Origin of the sequence: Paradesertivirga mongoliensis (genome assembly GCF_024436395.1) — a bacterium.
Taxonomy (GTDB): domain Bacteria; phylum Bacteroidota; class Bacteroidia; order Sphingobacteriales; family Sphingobacteriaceae; genus Paradesertivirga; species Paradesertivirga mongoliensis.
In genome coordinates, this window is record NZ_JAFMZO010000002.1 from 269262 (window position 1) to 289619 (window position 20358).

Consider the following 20358-nt stretch of genomic DNA (forward strand, 5'->3'; position numbering starts at 1 on the left):
TTTTTATCTAACAATCGATGCCCGAAATTGCTTCGAAAATATCTGGCTTGGTAAGATCATAGAGTTTTTGAAGTGATTTTATGAAGTTCGCTATTTAACCGCTTGATTGTTTGGCTGCTCATCTTCTTTTCTTTGGCCAGTTTTATGGCTTTTCGTTGCTCATATTCCGCTTCAGCATAGAATCCTAAACGGTATAGTAAGTGAGCCTGCGTATCATGAGTATAATAGGCTGGCTCAATCGCTAGCGAACGTCGGCTCCAGGAAATTGCCTTTAACAAATGGTCGGGGTTTTTCGTACCTGTTAAATAATGCTGCCATGCAGCTCTGTTCAGCTCAACCGCGGTCGGATTTGCCATATGGCTGATTCTGTAAACCAAGCTTAATGAATCTGTTTTTTTACGTTCCAGCTGCTTCCGAACCAGTTTCAATGAGTCAAGGTGACGCTTATGCCTGCGTTGTGCGGAATCAACACCGAGGCTCATATAATATTGATCATAAAAGTAGCCGGCGGCTCTAAAATAACTGGAAGTATCTTTTATAGATCTTTGAAACACAAGCATATTAGACTGATAAGATCGTTGTCCCCTTTTGTAATCGGCACCATGGCTTGCAGATGCGAAGCTCGCTGCTTGCTGGGCCAGATTGTGATCTTTCTTAGCAATAGCCCGATCTAAGGAGTTTTTGATTGTGCGGTTATTAATGGCAATAGCAAGAGATTTCGGAATGGTTCGGTAAATACTATCTCGCAGTTGTTTATACATATGCGACAATTGCAGCGCCTGACTTCCTGCCACCGGTCCGGCTTCTATAATGAATAACATCTCTTTAAATTGATTGATCTCAGCGAGGGTAAGGTGCTGAATGTATTCATTAATAAGATCTGAATTGTCGTAATATCCCAGTCGTATGCGCGACTTGATATATCTCATGATAAGGGGCTTTGTACGATCACCTGCGTCGTACCGCATTTTGTATGCGGCCATATTTTGCTGGCTTTCTATCATTTTAAGTACCGTTGTAGCCAGACTGAGATATTTCTTTTCATCACCAAGGTAGCCGAAGCTCTTATGAACCTCTATGCCATTGCTTAAAAACACGAATGCAGGATACCTTGTAATTTTATACTCAGTAGCTAATCGTTGCGATAAAGGACTTCCATAGTCTGCCTTTAGGTTCAGAAAGTTTTGTTCGTAGATTTTGACCAGTTCCGGCTTATTAAGAAATTTTCTTTGCCGGGCAGCCTCGCTGGATTTTGCTGGACTGGGACCGTCGACGAGTATCATTACAGGCTTAGAGATTTGTTTGGATTTGATAATAAGGGTTTCGACTGAATCTTTTTCAAACCGGATGCCTTGAGCAATAACATTAGAAATTGAAAAGGCGAACAGAGAAACATAGAGGATAGATTTCATTGTGAGGATTTAGTTTTCTAAAATACATAATCGGATGAAAAACAAAAGGCACTAGAACAAGTCAAATATTTCCCTATCGCAGGTTCAGTGCAACCATTTTAGCCCTGGAAGCGTATAGAGGGTTTAAATTTCTTTAATTTGTTCTGCTTATCACACATGACTAGATCTATTATTTTTTTCCTCGTTTCTGGTTTGCTCTTTGCTGCCTCCTGCACGTCCGGTAAAAAAGCCCTTCAACAGGGGAATTACGACGAGGCCGTGTACAAAGCTGTTAAAAGATTGCGCAGTAACAACACGCATAAAAAGTCGCAGGAGACTCTGGGACAAACTTACCCTCTGGCCCGGCAATGGCACTTAAACCGGATTAAAAATCTTGAGATTTCGTACGAACGTTTCAAATGGGAACCTATAGCCCGTGAGTATGCTCTGCTTAACACCTTGTACGACGAAATTTCCCGCTGTCCGGGATGCCTGTCTGCTGTCGCTTCGCCGGTGAACTACACTATGGAATATGAGAGTGCAAAACTGAAAGCTGCAGCCGACAGATACGAGGCCGGCTTATTAGCGCTTGACAAAGGAAAATCAGGGGATCGAAATGAAGCGAAAATTGCATTTAACCATTTTATGGAAGCCAACAATTGGCTGAGAGCTTATAAAGATGTAACCGAGAAGCTCAAGGAAGCTGAATATTATGCATCAATTAATGTAATAGTCGAACCAATACCAATGCAAAGTCAGGCGCTCAAGCTGAGCAACGAATTTTTTGACAATAAGATCAATGAGTTTTTATTACAGGCGCCGGTTAATCGATTTGTAAAGTTCTATACGGTTAAAGAGGCAAAACGTCTTGGTATCACCAAGCCGCATCACGTTATACAACTAGCGTTCGATGATTTTGTAGTTGGGCAGACCTATATGCATGAAAAAGAAATGGCGCTTATAAAAGACAGCATTCTTTTAGCTACATACGAGGTAGAAGTTCCGCAGACTAGCACGCAAAACGCTGCTAGCACCAGTTCTAAGGAAAGCAAGGTAACAATCTGCCATACCGTTCCGGGTTCCGATAAAGCTCAAACTCTGGAAATTGCCGAAAGTGCACTAAAAGCACATTTGGAACATGGCGATAAAATGGGCTCCTGTAACAGCAGTTCTCCTCAGCCAGGTTCAGGCGGCGGAACTAAAAAAGACGTCAGGAAGGTTTATGGGCAGGCAAAAGCAACTATGCATGTCTTTACCAGAACGGTAGAGTCAAAAGGCTTGCTGGATTTCAGAATCTTAGACGGCTTTACCAAAAGAGTAATTAGCCAGGAAAAATTGCCGGGAGCCTTCGTTTGGCAATCGCAATGGGGGTATTACAACGGAGATCAGCGTGCGCTTGAAAAACAGCATCATCAAATCATAAAAAACAAAGAAGTTCCGCCACCGGCTCCGCAGGATTTGTTCATGGAGTTTACTCAGCCGATTTATCAGCAGCTAACAGCCAAGATCAGACAGTTCTATACTAATTATTAGATTCATTAATGCACGGGAAAGTATCAGTTGTTAAGTGAATAAGTTGAATCTATATATTTTAAAGCATATCGGCACCCTGGAAATGATCGGTGTGATCATGCGCATCATCAGTTTCACACTGGTAAGCTGGCTTGGACCTGAAAGTCCCTTTCTGTTTGTTTGGATATTCAATACCGCCGATGCCCTGCTTCTTTCGTGGTGCGCCATTTTGAAGAAAGAAAAAGCTTATACCGTGCTGAACGGCTTTTGGATCCTGGTTGGAATAGTTGGAATACTAAGAACGGTAGGCTTACTGCAGATACCGTAAAACTCCGCAAAGCCCTTCAACTTTGCGGAATCTTATTTTTACTTCTTCTCAACGCAATTAAACATCCACTGCACTCCGAATTTATCGGTACAACTGCCGTAGTAAGCGCCCCAGAACATATCCTGAAGTTCCATAGTCACCTGCCCGTCGGCAGACAAGGCGTCGAATAACCTTTTAGTTTCGCTCCTGGTATCGGGTTCAAGATTTATATGCACATTGTTTCCGAATTTTACGCTGAAACCCATGCTCTCAGGTGCATCTGTACCCATTAACACATGTTCGCCAACAATCGCAAGTTCAATATGCATAATCAGCTTTTTGTCCTCATCTGCAACCGGAGGCGTCTCGTCTGAAGGCGGAATATCGCCAAAACGATTTATACCGCCTATAAATTCTCCTCCAAAAACGGTTTTGTAAAAATTAAACACTTCTTCGGTGTTACGCTGAAAATTAAGATAGGTGCTTGTGCGTGCCATAATATTTAGCTTTCATTTCTCCAAAGGTAACACGGTTGGCATTGGCTGCAAAGACTTATTAGCGACAATATATAGGGTGGAATCCGTCAATTGGGCTGTTAAGGGCTACTGACATCAAGTATATCAGACCGCTCATCCCGGAACAGCTTCTTAAAAAAAGGTGAGCAAACTAAAGGCACAGCTCAATCGAAGGAAATTTCAGACGTCAGATGATCTGATTACCACAACATTATTGGCTTAACACTCTTTGCATAAGAGTAGTCAAAAATCTGATAACCAACTAGTTTAATATTTTCTTTACCCGGAAAATCTGAATTTAAATATCCACTGGTAATGATTCCATAAGCATCTTCGAAATCATAAATCCTGAAATAGTCAGCAGAAAAACCTGGCTCAGCGCTGAAGATAATCACTATTGGAAAGATTTTCCCTTGCGATTTTGCTGCCTGCCCGAGATAGCTGAGCCTGCCAAGGACATATTGAAATGATAATGCCTGTTGATAAACATGTACCAGTATCCGGTCGCTGTTTTTAACCAACTCATTGGCCATGTACAATTCTTTCCCCGAGGGCCTCACAAACCATCCTATATATTCCTCGGTTTTAACCATTGGAGTTTGTGCCCGCCCCCATTGCTTCAGTTTGGTGAGAATTTTTACATAGTTTTTGAAAGTACCGTCACCATTCCACCATTCTTTTTCGAGGTTCAGGGTATTAAAACGCTCAAGGGTGTCTGTTTTTGAGCGATTAAAAGAATCCAGGTAACTCGAAATAAAAGCATCCGACCCTACAACAGCGGTATTCTCCTTTATCCCGTACTGCGTTTTAGCAAGTTTCAAAAACCTGGCCAGGTGCCCGGCTTTTGCTGGAGTCATGGCTTGTGTCAAATCGTAAAAGCTAAGTGTATTAATGCGCTTGCTGAGACACCATCGCAATAAGCTGTTTTCTTTTACTGTATCGCCCATAATAGATGATGTCGAGTCTATGTAAAGGCCGTGATAATGGTTATATGTCGTTCCCGAAGGGCTTGAACTAGTAGAAATATCGGCTTGAGCTTCATTTTCAGCCACTGGCTTAGAAATATAAAAACCGTCTTTTTGGCAAGAGTTAAAAGTGATAACAGTCAATATAATCAGCGTAATGCGACGGATCAGAACCTTTGACATTTTTGGGCAACAACCAGCTTGTTTAAGTAATATTCTGGGATAAATATAGAAATTAGCAAGCCATTAAACTGTGTTGCAAGCCTTTTTGAAAATAAAAAATTAAAAAAGCCGTCACGAATGCAATCAATTTACCGTTTTAAGTGTTTATGAACTGACTAGCTAAGCACCAACAAAATTGACAAACGAATCTTTGAGTCAAAACGGCTTTTCAATTGCGAAGCCAAAAAAAGTTTTAATGATAGACGATGATGTGTCATGTCTGGAAATTATGCAAATGGTTGTTAACGATCTTGGTTACGAGACCTATGCCTTTCCAACCTGGACCTCGGAGACTATTCAGCAAATCATCGACATCGCTCCCGATGTAATTATTCTGGATGAATGGCTAATTGGCGTTAAGGGAAGCGAACTTTGTGTGATTTTAAAATCAATTAATCAGTTACGAACAGTGCCCGTAGTACTTATTTCGGGAGTAGACGGACTGGCAGAGATTGCAAAAAGGTCATTTGCCGATGGCTATATCAACAAGCCGTTCGCAATTACTGATTTGGAAAAAATGGTGACAGAGCTCTAAACCCTATTGAGCTTCAGTTAAAAGTCGTTGCCCGCCTGTTTGTTAATCATCTTTTCTGCCGATTCAGCAACATTAAAAATCACGGTATATTTTTTCTCTTCTTTACCGGAAATTACTGAAACACTCGTGGTATGAGTATCTGCAGGCAATTTTTCCGGGTCCGCTTCCAAGGTGACCACCCCTGTCTTTTCCGTCTCGATCAAAGGGTTTGCATCTGATACTTTTAGCCATGGTGCATTTGTATTAATACGCACTCTCGACCTTGATGTACCTGTATTCCAAAGCACAAACGGCACGGACGAAACGCTACCCTTACTTACGCCATAGATTTCGATAACACGCAGCGGAGCCACGACCAGTTGCCTGGGGGTTCCTGAATAAGCGCTCGCGAAACCGGTATAAGAGTTGCTAAAGAGTTTAATTCCGGGACTTAAATCGACGGCTGCTGATCCACGCATAGACCTAAACTGGTTCTTATATAATGTTTGTGTTGAAAGGTTCGCGCCATTGCTTTTCAAAAATCCTTTCGGGACGTTGATAAATGAATTATGCTCGTATAAAAAATTATCCATTATTGGCTTTGCGGAGGGACTTAACCAAACTTTAATCCCCGCCTCCAACGCCGTATTTATCACATTTCGGCGGTATGTAGTACCCATTAATCCCATTTCCGGACGCTTTACTTCAAGCAGGGCGTTAACAATGCCCCATCTGCTGAGCGTGATTTTGTTATTAACATATAAGTTAAAATAATTGGGATCAATACCTATGGAATGTTGAGTAGACCAGTTAGCCAATCCCGACCTGACTTCGGTTATAATATTACCGTCGGCAATAAAATTTAACACTCCGCCGTAAGGCTGTATTCCTGTGGATGCCGTGATATTTTCGCTATGCACTGATTCGGCTTTTCCATCTATGTAATTCTTGTACATCACTATTCTGTCGGCGAAATGTCCAATAGCGATAGTGCTTGATTTATCTGGCGGGAGATTCCAGGGCCGATCCAAGAGAATAATTCCATCTTTAACAGCCGAAATAAGACGGGATTGGCCCACGCCCCGGCCTTTGGTTATCACAGCTGTAGTTTTGAAGGGAACTAAGGCCTTAGAAAATTTGTGTAAGGTGGTTGAAGAAGGTTTTGATGACACTACCTTACCATACCACTTAGCCGAGAAGCCTTCCCATAAAAACTGCTCCCCCGAATTCTGATCCGTTCCAACCGGCCGAACTGCGAGATCAAGGGTTCTGTTATTTTCCAGATATGTATGCCTTGTGCTGCCTCCATTTCCTGCCGAATGGAAAAAACGCCCTTTCCCCCACCCCTGACCATTATTAACATCGCGATTATCCAAGTCGCGACAAGTAGAGTTGGTAACACTTATGTTCACTCCGTCCCAGGAATGGAGGGCCATTTCCGCATCATTAGTAAGATAAAAATCACACTTATCGATTATCAGGTTGGAACAGCTGCCGAGAAACGATTTGCGTGCTATAACTGTAGTATTTGTTATCTCGACGTTGTTGGCATGATCAAGTCTTAAGGCACTATAACCTTTACACAGAATCTTCAGATTATCCAATTTCACTTTAGAACTTACGTCAAGATTTATGGCTTCCTCTCTGAATTCAGGGCCCTCTCCCTTGATATTATTGTTCGCGTCGAATGTAAGGTTGCTTATCTGAAAATTGGTAGCCCTGCCAGAAACCACGGCGTTCCTTGTAAAAAAATTGGGGCCGCATTTAATAATGCTGCGATCTTTTTGGACTCCCCGCCATCTCGAATTATCCGAAATACTAAGCATCCCGCTTATCAGATATGTACCTTCCGGGAAATACACAGTTGAGCCCGGAGTGTTTTTGGCCTCGGCCAGAGCCCGGTGAATTGCTTTTGTGTCGTCACTTACACCATTCCCTGATGCGCCATAATTCTTCACATTAAACACCTTATCACTCCATTGATATTCTCTCGCTATCTTTAGCTTCAGCGGTGCACTCCACCCATATTTACCGCCATGTCCATTATGAGCCCAGACTTCATAATCGCCCTCTGGCATATTGGGAGGAATCATGAAATCAACCTTGTAGGGATTCACTTTCACGATTTTGGCCCATAGTCCATAGCCTTGTGAAGACTTTAGATATATAAAGGATGAAATTGTATCATTATATTGAGAAAGGTTGCGCCCGTAAACAGAAACCCTGCTTCCGCGACTTACCTCCGCCGGGCCAATCCACCACGCTTCTGTCTTATTAATAGCGATTGGTTTTCCATATCCTGCCTTATTCCCCGGCCACACCAGATACATTCCCCATTTTTGAATATTTTTATTGATCGTGATAACGGCTTTATCCGACTCTGCCCGAAGCACGTTTGCATCGGTTATTGAGCCGCCAGAACTATAGACTTTAAATCGCGAATCCTTGCCTTCATTCGCCCTCCGATAGGCCGTGAGTGCCTCTCCGCTTAAAATAACCGACTCGTCTGGCCCGGCTGTACGCGTCCATTCGCCGGATAAGGGCGTGTTGTCTTTAGCCGGCCCAGCCATCACTGGTGTAAAAGGTTCGCCGGGTGCAGCAAGGCCGGGCATAGGCATTTTATAGTCGGTATAAGCGGGCAGTTCTGTAGGAATGTTAACCTTACAAGCCCAAAGCGACAAAAAGATCACACACAAGAAAATCCAATTGCTTCTTTCTAAAGTCATTCGTACTCACAAAATAGATAGGTCACTAAATAACTTATTACAGGCTTTATTGTTTACCAAGTTCTTAATGGGAATGTAAACGTTTTCTGACAAGAGGTCTGAAGGGGATGATTTGGCTATGGTATAAGACAAGAAAAGGTTTAATCAGGTTAAAAGGCGAATTGAATATCAGCAACATAGCGACATCAGCGATCGCTTATAACACAGACCGTCTTTCTTCAAATAATTTTATACTTTTAAATATAAACCAACAACATGACAACTGAAGTTCAAAATAAATTTCAAACTGTAGTTATTACGCTTATCATATTGGTCTTACTGATCTGGATCGCGGAACAAGGCTTTCAGGCCGGGCAATGGATTAAATTTCTATCGCTGAGGTAAATTTCAGGATGGGCGCTCGATCCTTGCCTTTGCCTGATTGATGCTTTCCTGCTCTTCTTCAATAAAATAGAGCAACAATCGTTCATCTAATTTCTCCCAATCGTCATCTTTTTTTGCCGAAAGCTCAAATAGAAGAGCGTATGAATCATTAAGTTTCTGATTACAAATCTGTTCCGCTGTGTCCCATGTAACTTCTTCTAAAGCCTCACGGGCTTCGCCTGGGTAGAGATATTCCTTTTCACCGATTATATCACTCCAAACTAATTGCTCTCCATTTTTCTTTCCATGGCGAATACTGATCTTTCCTTTGTTCTGTTGTATCATGGTGGATATTTACTTAGGAACAATCGTGTCTAAGCTATGTTCTTAACAATGTTACGATTATGGTTATAAGAATGCAGCCCCAAAGGCTGAGTAGTTTACCGCGTGTCGGTTTCTGCCCTATTTTTGACGCGTTGTACCGTTAAAAACCTCTTTCAAGCTACTTATCTTTGATTAGATCAGCCCGTTCGAACAGAGGTAGAACTTTTGAAAAAAGCACAACTTTATATCACCTTCAACGGAAACACCGACGAAACATTCAACTTTTATAGGTCTGTGTATGGCGGCGAGTTTATGGTACGGCTAAATATCCCGAAAAGGCTAAAACGAGAAAGCATACCCAGGTTTTGTAAAGTAGCATATATAGTATTAATCACTGGTCAAAGGGTATTTTTCAGCACTACGCAGAATCATGAACTTGACTTTGATACGGATTTTCAAGAGCTGTTCCACTCTTGAATAAGAATAAATGTTCCGTCACAATAATCTTAACAGCAAAAATCAGGAAACAGAACCAATCTGGCTATCCAGATCTGTTTCTTCGCTTTCGACCTTGTCGACTGCCTTCCCGTGCGCCGAAGCCACGGGGCTTATATTCGCGTTTCTATTGCTGCTCTTCACTGCTCTTTTGATATTCGAATAATTTTCCCGCTCATTTATAACAGCAAACGATGGAGAGTCGCTTTTTGAGGTCTCGTCAGCAAATGTCTCGGTATCATGCAATTCAAATTCATGCGGCTGCTTTCTGCTTTCGGTGCCAGCCTTTACTATTTCATGAAGACCCTCCCTCTTTTTCTTCGCAGTTTTGGCAATTTGCTTTGCGATGCGCTTTGCAGCTTGCTCTACCTCGGCCCTCAATTTTTTGGAATTAAAACCTAATGTTTCTACCGATTGGTTTATTCGTTGAATCAGTTCTTCCCGAAGCGAGTCTTGATTTAACTTCTTACTCTTTTTTTGCTTATCCTTTTTCATTTTGAAAAAATACGAGCCAGCTGCTGCTGGCTCGATAAATCTGAGTTAATAGAAAGCCTTTAAGGCGTTTTTTAACGATATCACAGCCATATGATCAGAATTTGATCCTCTGCTAAAAATTGATGCGGGCGCGTGGTCAGCCTTATAAAATGCTTTATTTGCATCGTCATCAGCCGAAAGGCGCGAACCATTTAAAGTTAAACCCGCAAAAAGACCTTTAGTTCGCGAGTAGGAATAAATTTCTGCATCTAATTTAGTATCGGTTGTTGCCGATGAGCTTCTGCCAACGGGGCCGGCAGCTACTCCAATAGCTCCTCCGAGCGTAAATTCACCATCTGTAAGATTGTTCAAGGTACTGCCTTTTGTAAAAACCATAACCAGATCGATTGCCTGAACCCCTGCCTGAAACCCTATGCTTCCGCCGGTCAGGGTTACAAAAACCGGATCACTCCAGCTTCCATCAGCTCTTTTGAGCATCGCAACGCCCTTCCCTCTTTGACCTCCAATACCTAAGCCGGCTTTGATGAGATTAGGAATCACCACTATTCCTTCGGCCTTCTGCATCAGCTGAACCGGGATACTCTCCTTCATGTCAGCGAAATCTCGTAAAACCGCCGCCGACTTTTGAAGCTTTTCATCCTGTTTCTCCTGCGCAAAAACCGATGGAACCGACAACATTAAAAAAAATACCGGATAGAAATAACTAAGTGTTTTCATGGCAAATCGTTTGTTTTCCGAGCTTGTCGAAGCAAAGTCCGTGCCCTGTCGGAAACATATTACAGATTTAACTAAAAAAAGAAGCCGGTTATCGCTAACCGGCTTATCTACCTATGAAAACATGCCCTTCAGCAGGACATATATATTAAACGCTGAAAATCAACAATATGTGACATCGAAAGAGAAATAATTTTTTTTCTTAAGACGGTCGGATTAGACCCTCTTATTGACGTAAAAACACCTGCAGTTAATGTAAAAAAGGACGTAAGTTTGTGTAAATCAAACATCAAGAAAATGGAAACAGCAAGCCTAACAGTAACCGACAGCAGGATGCAGTCGTTGATGAGTCTTTATGATATGCACACCACTTTTCTGGAAAGTGCACTTGAAGGTATATCGGACGAGGACGCCCATAACCGCTTAAACACAAGGGCGAATCACGTCGCCTGGCTTACCGGCAGTTTAGTGCAACAACGATTTGAACTTGCAAATGCCCTGGGTATTCAGAGAAAACAACAGGCAGAAGATCTTTTCAAAGACAACCAGGGTATCAAAGACGATGTAAAGTATCCTTCGCTCAATACTTTCCGGCAGGATTGGGATCAAATCAGTCCCGAACTGCGAGAGGCTTTGTCAAGCGTCAGCACAGAAAAACTCGATACGTTCTTTGAGATGATGCCCGGGGTAAACATGACCTATTACGAACTTATCACTTTTATCATCTATCGTGAAGCGAATTGTATCGGACAGATTGCTCTATGGAGAAGATTAATGGGATATGAAGCCATGAAATATATGTAATAATATTTCGTAGAGTGTTCTGCACTCTACGAGATTCTTTACGTTGTCATATCGTAAGTCAAATCAAACGACTGCGTATTACCACCTACTCCGCCCTTACTTCCCCTTTTGAGCCGGCGCAATCACCATCAATATTTATTTTCAGATAATTTTTAGGAAACCAAAAGGTTTCATAATATTTGTGAAACCAAAAGGTTCCATAATGCGACGTGATTCATTCCAGGCTATAGCTGACCCTACCAGACGAGAGATCCTTCAAATGATCGCTTATAAGCCGTTAAATATAAACTCAGTAACGGAAAAATTCGACGTAAGCCGAACTGCGATTTACAAACACATCAAAATACTTACCGAATGCGGCCTTATCACGGTAAAGCAACAAGGCCGCGAGCGCTATTGTGAAGCAAAGCTTGATAAACTGAAGGAAGTGGCGGATTGGGTAGAACAGTATAGAAAAATCTGGACTGAAAGACTAGATTCCCTTGATGATTATTTAATTCAAATACAAACGAAAGAGAAATGAAAAACACAACAGCTAAACCCAAGACAGATCAGGAGGTAATCATTACTAAGATTTTTGACGCCCCCATAGACCTGGTTTACAAAGCCTGGACCGACCCCAACCATCTCAAAAACTGGTTTGCTCCAGGCGGCTGCACTATCAGCTTCCGCGAACTTGATATCCGTGAGGGAGGAACCTTTCATTCCTGCGTTAATAGTCCAGGTTACGGAGACTGCTGGTGCAAAGGTGTATACAAACAGTTAGTTGAAAACGAAAAGATTGTTTATACAATGGCTATTGCTGATGAAGCTGGGAATCTGATAGATGCCGTGCAGGCAGGCATGGACCCTGAATGGCCTATGGAGACCACGGTAACGGTGATTTTTTCTGAACAGGACGGTAAAACCAAACTGACGCTTTACCAAACTGTAGCTGAAGAGCTGGCTAAACGCACCGGCGCTTATCCTAGCTGGGTTGATATGTTGAATCGTTTGGAACAAACGCTATAAAAGGAGATTAAGCAACATAAAACAAGGTAATATGTCGACAGAAATGAAAGACCAGTCAGCAAACAATGAATTGATTATCACCCGGACGTTTAACGCTCCTCTCGAACTTGTATTCAAAGCCTTCACCGAAGCCGAACATCTGGCGCAGTGGTGGGGACCGAAGGGATTCAGCATCACTATACACAAACTCGATCTGAGACCGGGCGGTACATTTCACTATAATATGAAATCGAGTGATAGTTCGGAAATGTGGGGAATTTTTCATTTTAAGGAAATAGCATATCCCAATCGAATAGTGTTTATCAACTCCTTTTCCGATCCAGATGGCAATATTACCAGGCCACCATTTAGCGACGACTGGCCATTAGAAATTGTAAATGAATTTACCTTTCATGAACAGGATAATAACACGATAATGAACCTGAGAAGCTATCCTGTAAACGCGAATCCAGATCAGCAACGCACGTTCACAGCCGGACATAGTTCTATGCAAGAAGGCTACGGCGGAACATTTGACCAATTGGAAGAGCATCTATTTAAAATGATTGGCGACTTAACCCCGTAAATATCGCTAGGTCGCGTGGACTTGATGTCGTTATCAGCCCCTTAATTGCCGTGTTTACACCCTGCTCACATCAATCAGCATCTATATGTTTGCAGCTATAGATAACACGGAAAATGGAAACAACTTTAATTGTACTCGCAGTCATCATCGGAGCTCCGCTTATTATCGCCCTCTTTTTAAGTAAAGATTATGGTGTTGAGGCAGAAACCGTAGTCAACAAACGGAGCGAGAATGTTTTTAACTATATCAGGTATATCAAAAACCAGGAACTATACAGTAAATGGGTGATGGCCGACCTGGAAATGAAAAGAGAATACAGGGGAGCTGACGGATCTCCAGGTTTTATTTATGCCTGGAACGGCAACAATAAAGCCGGCGAGGGCGAACAGGAAATTACTGGAATAACGGAAAATGAAAAATTGGATCTAGAAATAAGATTTAAACGCCCATTCGAGGGGAAAGCATATACCTCAATAACCACTCAGGCGGTGGAGGACAATAAAACGAGGGTTACCTGGAAAATGACGGGCAGAAATAACTATCCCTTAAATCTGATGACGCTCTTACTAAAAGGCACATTGAAGAAAGACCTGGAAATAAGCCTGAATAATTTGAAGAACATTCTTGAAAAAAATCAAACAACCGTACCGGCAAAATCATTATGAAGAACAAGCTACCAGAAAACAAATCGGACGAGGTGAATGAATGGATGCTTAAACTGAAACATCCGCTTAAAGCTGAAATAGAAGCTGTTAGGAAAATAGTTATGGATGCCAATAGTGCCATTGCCGAGCATATAAAATGGGCAGCCCCGAGTTTCTTTTGCACTGCCGGGTTAGATAAAACCGGAATGGCCACATTTAATCACCGACAGCCGAAGTATGTTCACCTGGTTTTTCATAACGGCATTATTCTTAACGATCAAAGCGGCCTTCTTCAGGGCGATTACAAAGATCGACGCATGGCCTACTTTTACAGCATGGAGGATATTGAGTCAAAAAAAAAGGAACTTGTTCGAGCGGTAAATACCTGGGTTGAAATCATATCTAATTCTTAAATTCCAGCCAAAATTCAGAAACACATCAATCTATATACTACTACAAAATGAAAAATCGCATTCTCAGTTATCATCCTCTAAACACAGACACTGCAATTTTGCTATTGCGCCTCGTTTTCGGTGGCCTAATGGCTCATCATGGTTATTCTAAACTCATCGCTTACGATCAGATTCTCCCCATGTTTGGCGACATCATCGGCATTGGGTCAAAGCTTTCGTTCAACCTGGTTATTTTCGCCGAGTTTTTCTGTGCCCTGTTCATCGTTTTTGGTTTCTTAACACGGCTTTCAGTTATCCCAATCTTCATTACCATGGTTGTGGCATTCTTTATCGCACATGGCAAAGATCCTTTTCAGACAAAAGAATTAGCCTTCGTATTTATGACTTTATCTATTGTAGTATCCGTTGCCGGAAGCGGCAGATACTCTGTTGACCGGTTCCTCTTCGGCGGCAAAGACAATTATTGAAACATCATCATTAAAAAAGCATATGGTTGAGGTATTTAAAACAAATGTGATTAACCACGCTCAGGCGGATGTGCTGATCGATCAACTGCGGATGGCCTTTGTAGACTACGATGTGAATTTTGATCTCGATGATTGTGACAAAATTTTACGGGTTGAGTACAGGGCTGGATATATCGATTCGCAGTTGATTGTTGATTTCCTTAAAACTTTTGGGTGTATTGCAGAAATATTACCCGACGAAGCCGATCTGCTGGCTGGATAATTGATAAAAAAAATAATGCTACATCTACAAAACACCTTCAGCAGCTTTTCGGTAGATCAACTGGAAGAAGCGCACCGGTTTTACACTGAAGTGCTCGGCTTCGAAGTTATATACAACACTATGGGATTGCTTGAACTTCAAATCGCAAACAGCAATCCCATACTTATCTATCCTAAAACCAACCATAGTCCGGCTACATTTACTATTTTGAATTTTCCGGTGGATAATATAGATCGGGCCGTGGCGGAACTATCAGCGCGTGGTGTTACTTTCGAAAATTATAACGACGGGAGTATACAAACCGATCAGAATCATATTCTCCGTGGCGGCGAACTCGATATCGCCTGGTTTAAAGATCCTGCAGGAAACATTTTGTCTATTTTACAAAACAAGAACGTTTAAGCTGTCCGATGGGTAATCGCGATCGGCACTTGTCAAATTGATTACCAGTTAAAGCGGGTCCGACGATAAAACTTCCGAAACCACAGGCGAAGCATCAGCACTTTGAGCGTTTTTCTGGATATGCCGGTTTATCACATAAAATAGTCCCATTGCTATAATCATGGTAAGCACCACCAGGTAGCCAAGCGTATCGTAGTGCTCAATCCTTCCCGAACTATGTTTCATGGCGATCAACCCCGCAATGGCGGCTGCTATTCCGCCCGAGATTTGCTGAACGGCCGAGTTAACACTCATGAACGCGCCCCGGTCCTGAAGGCTGGGCATAGCCGTTATCAAAGCCGAGGCAGAGATCATCCTGGATGCAATACCAACAAATAATACCACGTTAACCGAGATCAAAATCCAAAGCGGCGTAATTCCGAGATTGGTGTAAATTACCACCATCACCATGCTAATGAGAGAGCCTACTACAAACGTTTGGTATTTGCCTGCCTTATCGCTCATCGAACCTATAATGGGTCCAAAAATCATTGAAAAAACGCCGGTGATAAAATACAATAACGTAAGTTGCTGATTAGTTATACCAACATTGTACACACAAAAGGCGGCGGCAAAGGGCATTAACATAAAACCGCCGGTTGCAAGTAAGGTGGTTCCGGTAAAGGCCTTAATATAATCGCGGTTTCGAAGTGTCTTGAACAAGTGCTGCAAGGCGTTCCTGTCCGATTTAATCTGAAGATGAGCATCCACAGGCTTCATATAAGCCATAATGATAATGCCGAGAGCAAGACCAAAGCCCACTATCAGCCAAAACGGTGCATGCCATCCAAACTTATCGGCAAGAAGCAATCCAACAGGAATTCCAAATACCTGACTTCCCGCGAAAGCGGATTGAACAAAGCCCATAACTTTCCCGCGAACTTCAAGCTTAAATAAATCACTTATAATGGCAAAGCTCACAGAACTTATCACTCCGCCGAAGATGCCGGTAATAATACGTGCAATTAATAACAGAGAATAATTAGGAGCCATGGCACATAAAGCCGTACCCAGAATAAAGCCTGTATAAAAAAACATCAGGAGCTTCTTTCTATCGTATTTATCGGCAAAACCGGCAGCAAGAAGGCCCGAAGCGCCGGCGCTGAAAGCATAAGCCGAGACCACCAGGCCAAACTGTGAAGTGCTGATGTCCAGTTCTTTTAAGAGAATGGCCCCTAAAGGAGAAAGCACCATAAAATCAAGCACAATGGTGAATTGCAGTACCGCCAAAACAGCAATAATAAAAACCTGGTATTTTGTAAATACTTTTTCCTTGGATTTCATTTCCATTTAATCATTTAATAATCGTTGCAATTACATTCAAGATCTTCGCAGATCGTTTCAATCTTCTTACTCAATATTACAGCCAATCTGTTGGAGGTAGCCTAAAATACCGTCTTTTATTTAATGCTATTCAATTGTTTTAAAACTCTTTTGCCCCTGCTCTGCATCGCCGCAGTCCCATCTTTGAGCAAAAACTCGATCTGTGCGTTCAATTCCCCTTCAATCCAATCGCCATGGGATCTTAAGTTAAAGAGAATATCTAAGCAGTTTACCTGTACGGCTACCGGTGTCCCGGGATTAATCAACCACTCAAAAGTCGTTTCAATTACCGGATTCAAATTACATTGATGTAGGAGCTTGTGATTACCAGGTTCAGAAAGAGACATCATAAGTTTAGTAAAATGGCGCTTGCAACTTAGGTTGTTTTGTTTGGGATAAGCCTCAAGGAAATAATCCAGATGGTCAGTCATGGCCTTAGGATACAACATCATACAGTACTCGAGAACCCAGGCGGATCGAAAGGCGACTTCTTGTTCAGAATGAAAAGATAGTTCGATGAGGTGTCTTGTAAAATCAGGAAATTCAGAATACTGATGTGCCAGAGACAGAACATCCTTTTTACCGATAGGCTTTTTGAAAATCTTTAAGAGCTCCTTTTCTGTCATATCAATTCAGTAAAAATAATTCTTCCGCGTCGTGTATCAACTGTTTACGATTATCCGTACTTTTGCACCTCAATTTACACAGCATGATAACAGTATCTAATCTATCTCTTCGTTACGGAAAACGCACTCTTTTTGAAGACGTTAACCTAAAGTTTACACCCGGAAACTGCTATGGTGTAATTGGCGCAAACGGTGCCGGCAAATCTACATTTCTGAAAATACTTTCGAAAGATATAGATCCCTCTACCGGAACGGTAAGTTTTACACCGGGTGAACGTATGGCTGTCCTCTCTCAAAACCACTATGCTTTTGACGAATATCCCGTTATTGAAGCGGTGTTGCAGGGCCATAAAGAACTTTACAGCGTAATGAAGGAGAAGGACACCTTGTATGCCAAAGAAGATTTTACGGAGAAAGACGGTGAGCGTGCCGGAGAGCTTGAGAATATATTTGCAGAGATGGATGGCTGGAATGCTGAAAATAATGCGGCCACCATGCTTAGCAACCTTGGAATTAAAGAAGAGTATCACTACAAACTTCTTAAAGAACTCGACGGAAATCAGAAAGTTCGGGTGTTATTAGCGCAGGCGCTTTTCGGTAAACCGGATATCTTATTACTGGATGAGCCCACCAACGACCTTGATATCCATACCATTGCCTGGTTAGAGGATTTTTTGGCAAGTTATGAAGGAATTATATTGGTGGTATCTCACGACAGGCACTTTCTGGATACCGTTTGTACGCATGTAGTTGATATCGACTTTAGTAAGATCACAATATACACAGGTAACTATACTTTCTGGTACGAATCCAGCCAGCTGGCAGCCCGTCAACGGTCAGACCAGAACAAGAAAATGGAGGATAAAGTAAAAGAACTTCAGGATTTTATCCGCCGGTTTAGCGCAAATGCGTCTAAGTCAAAACAAGCCACAAGTCGTAAAAAAGCACTTGATAAGATCAATCTTGAGGAGATAAAACCATCCAACAGAAAGTACCCTGCAATCCTTTTCAACCATCAGGGCCGCGAAGCAGGTGATCAAATCTTGCAGATTGAAGGACTGAGAAAAGAACAAAATGGCGAGCTTTTATTCTCCAACATTAACTTCATGGTTAACAAGGGCGACAAAATTGCTATTCTTTCTGAAAACAGTCTTGCAACTACCGCTTTCTACGAAATCTTAACCGGAAGAGATAAAGATTTCAAAGGCGAATTTAAATGGGGCGTTACCATTAATATCGCCGATATTCCGAACGACAATTCATCCTATTTCGAAGGAAAAGACGAGAATCTGATCGATTGGCTGAGAGAATATTCTGCCGCTGACAAAGACGAACAATTTATCAGAAGCTTTTTAGGCAGAATGCTATTTTCCGGTGAAGAGGTCCTTAAAAAAAGCTCGGTTCTGTCGGGGGGCGAAAAAATGCGTTGCATGTTCTCCCGCATGATGTTGCAACAGGCCAATGTGCTTCTGTTTGATGAGCCGACTAACCACCTTGATCTGGAGTCTATCACCGCTTTGAACAATGGAATGAAAGATTTCAAAGGTGTTATCCTATTTACTTCCCGAGATCATGAGCTAACCGAAACTGTTGCTAACCGGATTATTGAAATTACTCCAGGTGGTGTAATCGATAAGTTAATGACTTACGACGAATACATTAACAGCGATGTGGTGAAGCAACAAAGAGAAGAATTATACAGCCTTGCCTAATGCAGGCTTTAAAAGGAGAAGGCAAACATCAGCCTTCTCCTTTTAAAAATATATCGTAAGCGAACCGCAGTATGGTTCCAAACACTACCAGTAAAAAGAAGATTCTTATAAACCTATTCCCTTTAAGAAGCGCCAATTTGGTTCCCAGGTAAGAACCACAGAGATTAAATAAAGCCATAGGGATGGCATACTCATATAAAATATGTCCGGTACGGGCGAAGTAAATAATAGCAGCGAGGTTTGTAGCTGCATTTACGTATTTGGCATGCGCGCTGGAATGAATAAAATCGTTCCCTAAAACCGCTACAAACATAAGAATTAAAAAGGTGCCAGTTCCCGGGCCAATTAAGCCATCGTAAAAACCGATTGAAAAACCTGAAAGTACACCAAGAAGGGCCTGCATGGAAAAAGGATAATTTTTCTCGGTATGCAAGCCAAAATTTTTGTTCCAATAAGTATAAATAGCCACTAAAACAAGTAATAGAAAAATTAGCGGCTTAATCTGAGTATTATCAATTACGGTAATTGCAAAAGCTCCAAGCATTGCACCTAAAAATGCCGCAGGCAGTACTACAGAAAGCAGCTTCCAGTTAACAGAGATATTCCTGGAGTATTTATATCCCGCGAAAGCGGTACCTGCTAAAGAAGGTATCTTGGTGGTTCCAAACAAGGTGGCGATGGGGTATTGAGGTAAAATAATGAGCATTGCCGGTGTTTGAAGTAATCCGCCACCGCCTACTATAGAATCGATAAACCCTGCGCCGAAAGAAACAAAACAAAGAAGAATAAGCTCTTGGGTCATCTGTAGCAGAATAAAATATTAGCAGGTAACATTTGCATCCAAACTTTAGTATTAATGTCAGGAATCTTAACTTTGATCGAATGGATGTACAGGAGCTAAAAATAGGAAATCTTATAAAAATAAGTCCGCGGGAAAATGAAGAAGGTGTTTTGTTTTTAACCGACATTCAGCACTCCACTATTATAGGCGAAATGCTTGTACCGAGACAAGGCTACCATTTCCGCATTAAATTTGACGAAATCCTTCCGCTTGAGCCCAGCGAACAATGGTTAGAACTTTTGGGATTCAATAAAGAAAGCACCGGGGAGAACATCTGGGTGGATAACAAGAATTTTGTTCAGTTTAAATTATCGGATTTTGAAAGCGGATTTTTAGAGAATGGCAGGCTTGCAGTACCAATCGACTCTGTTCATCAGCTTCAGAACGTTTATTTTACCCTTACAGGAGAAAATTTATCGGCTGTTACACATTAAAGCTCTCAATAGCCTGACCAAGTTTCTCTACCAGTTCATCTTCAAGGTTTCCATCTTCCTGAACCCAGCATTCCATAGCATCGCATGACTTTGAGAGCGTACATAGGTGCTCGTCGCCGGAAACTATAATATATTTTAAATCACAGGGAACAACCAGTACCCGGCTGTAATCGCCGGTCTCGTAAAGATCAACTTCAATATGAAACGGTTCTTCGGGTTTGAGGCTCTCCTCGAAATCAAAATCATCTTCCATGCCAAACAAAACGAACGAA

At 42.0% G+C, this 20358-nt stretch carries 26 protein-coding genes; 15 read left to right on the plus strand and 11 right to left on the minus strand.

From position 1 onward, the window contains the following. Positions 1–56: 56 nt before the first annotated feature. On the minus strand, positions 57–1412 hold the full coding sequence (locus tag J3P43_RS07115) for a hypothetical protein (RefSeq protein ID WP_255900731.1): 1356 nt from the start codon (positions 1410–1412) through the stop codon (positions 57–59). A 156-nt stretch (positions 1413–1568) separates the two neighbouring features. Here J3P43_RS07115 and J3P43_RS07120 point away from each other — a divergent pair, with 156 nt between their 5' ends. Both J3P43_RS07120 and J3P43_RS07125 read left to right on the plus strand, forming a co-directional pair. Next, positions 1569–2924, plus strand: a complete 1356-nt coding sequence (locus J3P43_RS07120) for a hypothetical protein (protein ID WP_255900733.1) — start codon at positions 1569–1571, stop codon at positions 2922–2924. A 43-nt stretch (positions 2925–2967) separates the two neighbouring features. Next, positions 2968–3231, plus strand: coding sequence for a CBU_0592 family membrane protein (locus J3P43_RS07125; RefSeq protein ID WP_255900734.1), 264 nt, complete (start codon positions 2968–2970; stop codon positions 3229–3231). A 38-nt stretch (positions 3232–3269) separates the two neighbouring features. Here J3P43_RS07125 and J3P43_RS07130 read toward each other — a convergent pair whose 3' ends face one another. Beyond that, complete coding sequence (locus tag J3P43_RS07130) at positions 3270–3707, minus strand: VOC family protein (RefSeq protein ID WP_255900735.1); 438 nt, start codon at positions 3705–3707, stop codon at positions 3270–3272. Between the two features lie 218 nt (positions 3708–3925). Beyond that, a complete protein-coding gene (locus J3P43_RS07135) occupies positions 3926–4873 on the minus strand; it encodes a hypothetical protein (protein WP_255900737.1) in 948 nt (315 codons plus the stop codon). Between the two features lie 175 nt (positions 4874–5048). Between J3P43_RS07135 and J3P43_RS07140 the strand changes: the two genes are divergently transcribed. Further along, entirely contained in the window at positions 5049–5447 is a 399-nt protein-coding gene (locus tag J3P43_RS07140) for a response regulator (protein WP_255900738.1), read from the plus strand. A gap of 17 nt (positions 5448–5464) precedes the next feature. On the opposite strand, the gene J3P43_RS07145 is transcribed toward J3P43_RS07140, so the two are convergent. Together J3P43_RS07145 and J3P43_RS07150 are read right to left on the minus strand one after the other, a co-directional pair. After that, a complete protein-coding gene (locus J3P43_RS07145; RefSeq protein ID WP_255900739.1) occupies positions 5465–8152 on the minus strand; it encodes a glycoside hydrolase family 55 protein in 2688 nt (895 codons plus the stop codon). Between the two features lie 387 nt (positions 8153–8539). After that, on the minus strand, positions 8540–8860 hold the full coding sequence (locus J3P43_RS07150; protein WP_255900740.1) for a hypothetical protein: 321 nt from the start codon (positions 8858–8860) through the stop codon (positions 8540–8542). 204 nt (positions 8861–9064) lie between these two features. On the opposite strand from J3P43_RS07150, the gene J3P43_RS07155 reads away from it, so the two are divergent. After that, entirely contained in the window at positions 9065–9316 is a 252-nt protein-coding gene (locus J3P43_RS07155; protein ID WP_255900742.1) for a hypothetical protein, read from the plus strand. Positions 9317–9358: 42 nt separating this feature from the next. On the opposite strand, the gene J3P43_RS07160 is transcribed toward J3P43_RS07155, so the two are convergent. Together J3P43_RS07160 and J3P43_RS07165 are read right to left on the minus strand one after the other, a co-directional pair. Continuing rightward, the gene (locus J3P43_RS07160; protein ID WP_255900743.1) at positions 9359–9829 is read right to left on the minus strand and encodes a hypothetical protein; all 471 of its coding nucleotides are present in this window, start codon (positions 9827–9829) and stop codon (positions 9359–9361) included. A gap of 45 nt (positions 9830–9874) precedes the next feature. After that, entirely contained in the window at positions 9875–10546 is a 672-nt protein-coding gene (locus J3P43_RS07165; RefSeq protein WP_255900744.1) for a lipid-binding SYLF domain-containing protein, read from the minus strand. 294 nt (positions 10547–10840) lie between these two features. Here J3P43_RS07165 and J3P43_RS07170 point away from each other — a divergent pair, with 294 nt between their 5' ends. The 9 genes from J3P43_RS07170 to J3P43_RS07210 all read left to right on the plus strand — a co-directional run bounded on the left by J3P43_RS07170 (position 10841) and on the right by J3P43_RS07210 (position 15111). Then, the gene (locus J3P43_RS07170; protein WP_255900746.1) at positions 10841–11347 is read left to right on the plus strand and encodes a DinB family protein; all 507 of its coding nucleotides are present in this window, start codon (positions 10841–10843) and stop codon (positions 11345–11347) included. 202 nt (positions 11348–11549) lie between these two features. After that, entirely contained in the window at positions 11550–11870 is a 321-nt protein-coding gene (locus tag J3P43_RS07175; RefSeq protein WP_255900747.1) for an ArsR/SmtB family transcription factor, read from the plus strand. After that, positions 11867–12358: an SRPBCC family protein gene (locus tag J3P43_RS07180; protein WP_255900748.1), complete on the plus strand. Its 492-nt coding sequence runs from the start codon at positions 11867–11869 to the stop codon at positions 12356–12358. The genes J3P43_RS07175 and J3P43_RS07180 overlap by 4 nt, the downstream gene beginning before the upstream one ends. Positions 12359–12389: 31 nt before the next feature. Continuing rightward, positions 12390–12923, plus strand: coding sequence for an SRPBCC family protein (locus J3P43_RS07185; RefSeq protein WP_255900749.1), 534 nt, complete (start codon positions 12390–12392; stop codon positions 12921–12923). Positions 12924–13036: 113 nt separating this feature from the next. Further along, the gene (locus J3P43_RS07190) at positions 13037–13588 is read left to right on the plus strand and encodes an SRPBCC family protein (protein ID WP_255900752.1); all 552 of its coding nucleotides are present in this window, start codon (positions 13037–13039) and stop codon (positions 13586–13588) included. Then, a complete protein-coding gene (locus J3P43_RS07195; RefSeq protein WP_255900753.1) occupies positions 13585–13980 on the plus strand; it encodes a DUF1801 domain-containing protein in 396 nt (131 codons plus the stop codon). The genes J3P43_RS07190 and J3P43_RS07195 overlap by 4 nt, the downstream gene beginning before the upstream one ends. A 47-nt stretch (positions 13981–14027) precedes the next feature. After that, entirely contained in the window at positions 14028–14447 is a 420-nt protein-coding gene (locus tag J3P43_RS07200; RefSeq protein ID WP_255900754.1) for a DoxX family protein, read from the plus strand. Between the two features lie 22 nt (positions 14448–14469). After that, positions 14470–14709: a hypothetical protein gene (locus J3P43_RS07205; RefSeq protein WP_255900756.1), complete on the plus strand. Its 240-nt coding sequence runs from the start codon at positions 14470–14472 to the stop codon at positions 14707–14709. A gap of 15 nt (positions 14710–14724) precedes the next feature. Further along, positions 14725–15111, plus strand: a complete 387-nt coding sequence (locus J3P43_RS07210) for a VOC family protein (protein WP_255900758.1) — start codon at positions 14725–14727, stop codon at positions 15109–15111. A gap of 48 nt (positions 15112–15159) precedes the next feature. Here J3P43_RS07210 and J3P43_RS07215 read toward each other — a convergent pair whose 3' ends face one another. Beyond that, positions 15160–16440, minus strand: a complete 1281-nt coding sequence (locus J3P43_RS07215) for an MFS transporter (protein WP_255900759.1) — start codon at positions 16438–16440, stop codon at positions 15160–15162. Between the two features lie 110 nt (positions 16441–16550). After that, the gene (locus J3P43_RS07220) at positions 16551–17099 is read right to left on the minus strand and encodes a HEAT-like fold family protein (RefSeq protein ID WP_255900762.1); all 549 of its coding nucleotides are present in this window, start codon (positions 17097–17099) and stop codon (positions 16551–16553) included. Positions 17100–17182: 83 nt separating this feature from the next. Between J3P43_RS07220 and J3P43_RS07225 the strand changes: the two genes are divergently transcribed. After that, the gene (locus J3P43_RS07225; RefSeq protein WP_255900764.1) at positions 17183–18811 is read left to right on the plus strand and encodes an ABC-F family ATP-binding cassette domain-containing protein; all 1629 of its coding nucleotides are present in this window, start codon (positions 17183–17185) and stop codon (positions 18809–18811) included. Positions 18812–18839: 28 nt separating this feature from the next. Here J3P43_RS07225 and J3P43_RS07230 read toward each other — a convergent pair whose 3' ends face one another. Further along, positions 18840–19613, minus strand: a complete 774-nt coding sequence (locus J3P43_RS07230; protein WP_255900766.1) for a sulfite exporter TauE/SafE family protein — start codon at positions 19611–19613, stop codon at positions 18840–18842. An 80-nt stretch (positions 19614–19693) separates the two neighbouring features. On the opposite strand from J3P43_RS07230, the gene J3P43_RS07235 reads away from it, so the two are divergent. Then, the gene (locus J3P43_RS07235; RefSeq protein WP_255900768.1) at positions 19694–20086 is read left to right on the plus strand and encodes a hypothetical protein; all 393 of its coding nucleotides are present in this window, start codon (positions 19694–19696) and stop codon (positions 20084–20086) included. Here J3P43_RS07235 and J3P43_RS07240 read toward each other — a convergent pair. Further along, entirely contained in the window at positions 20076–20339 is a 264-nt protein-coding gene (locus J3P43_RS07240) for a hypothetical protein (RefSeq protein ID WP_255900770.1), read from the minus strand. The genes J3P43_RS07235 and J3P43_RS07240 overlap by 11 nt on opposite strands. Positions 20340–20358: the final 19 nt, after the last annotated feature.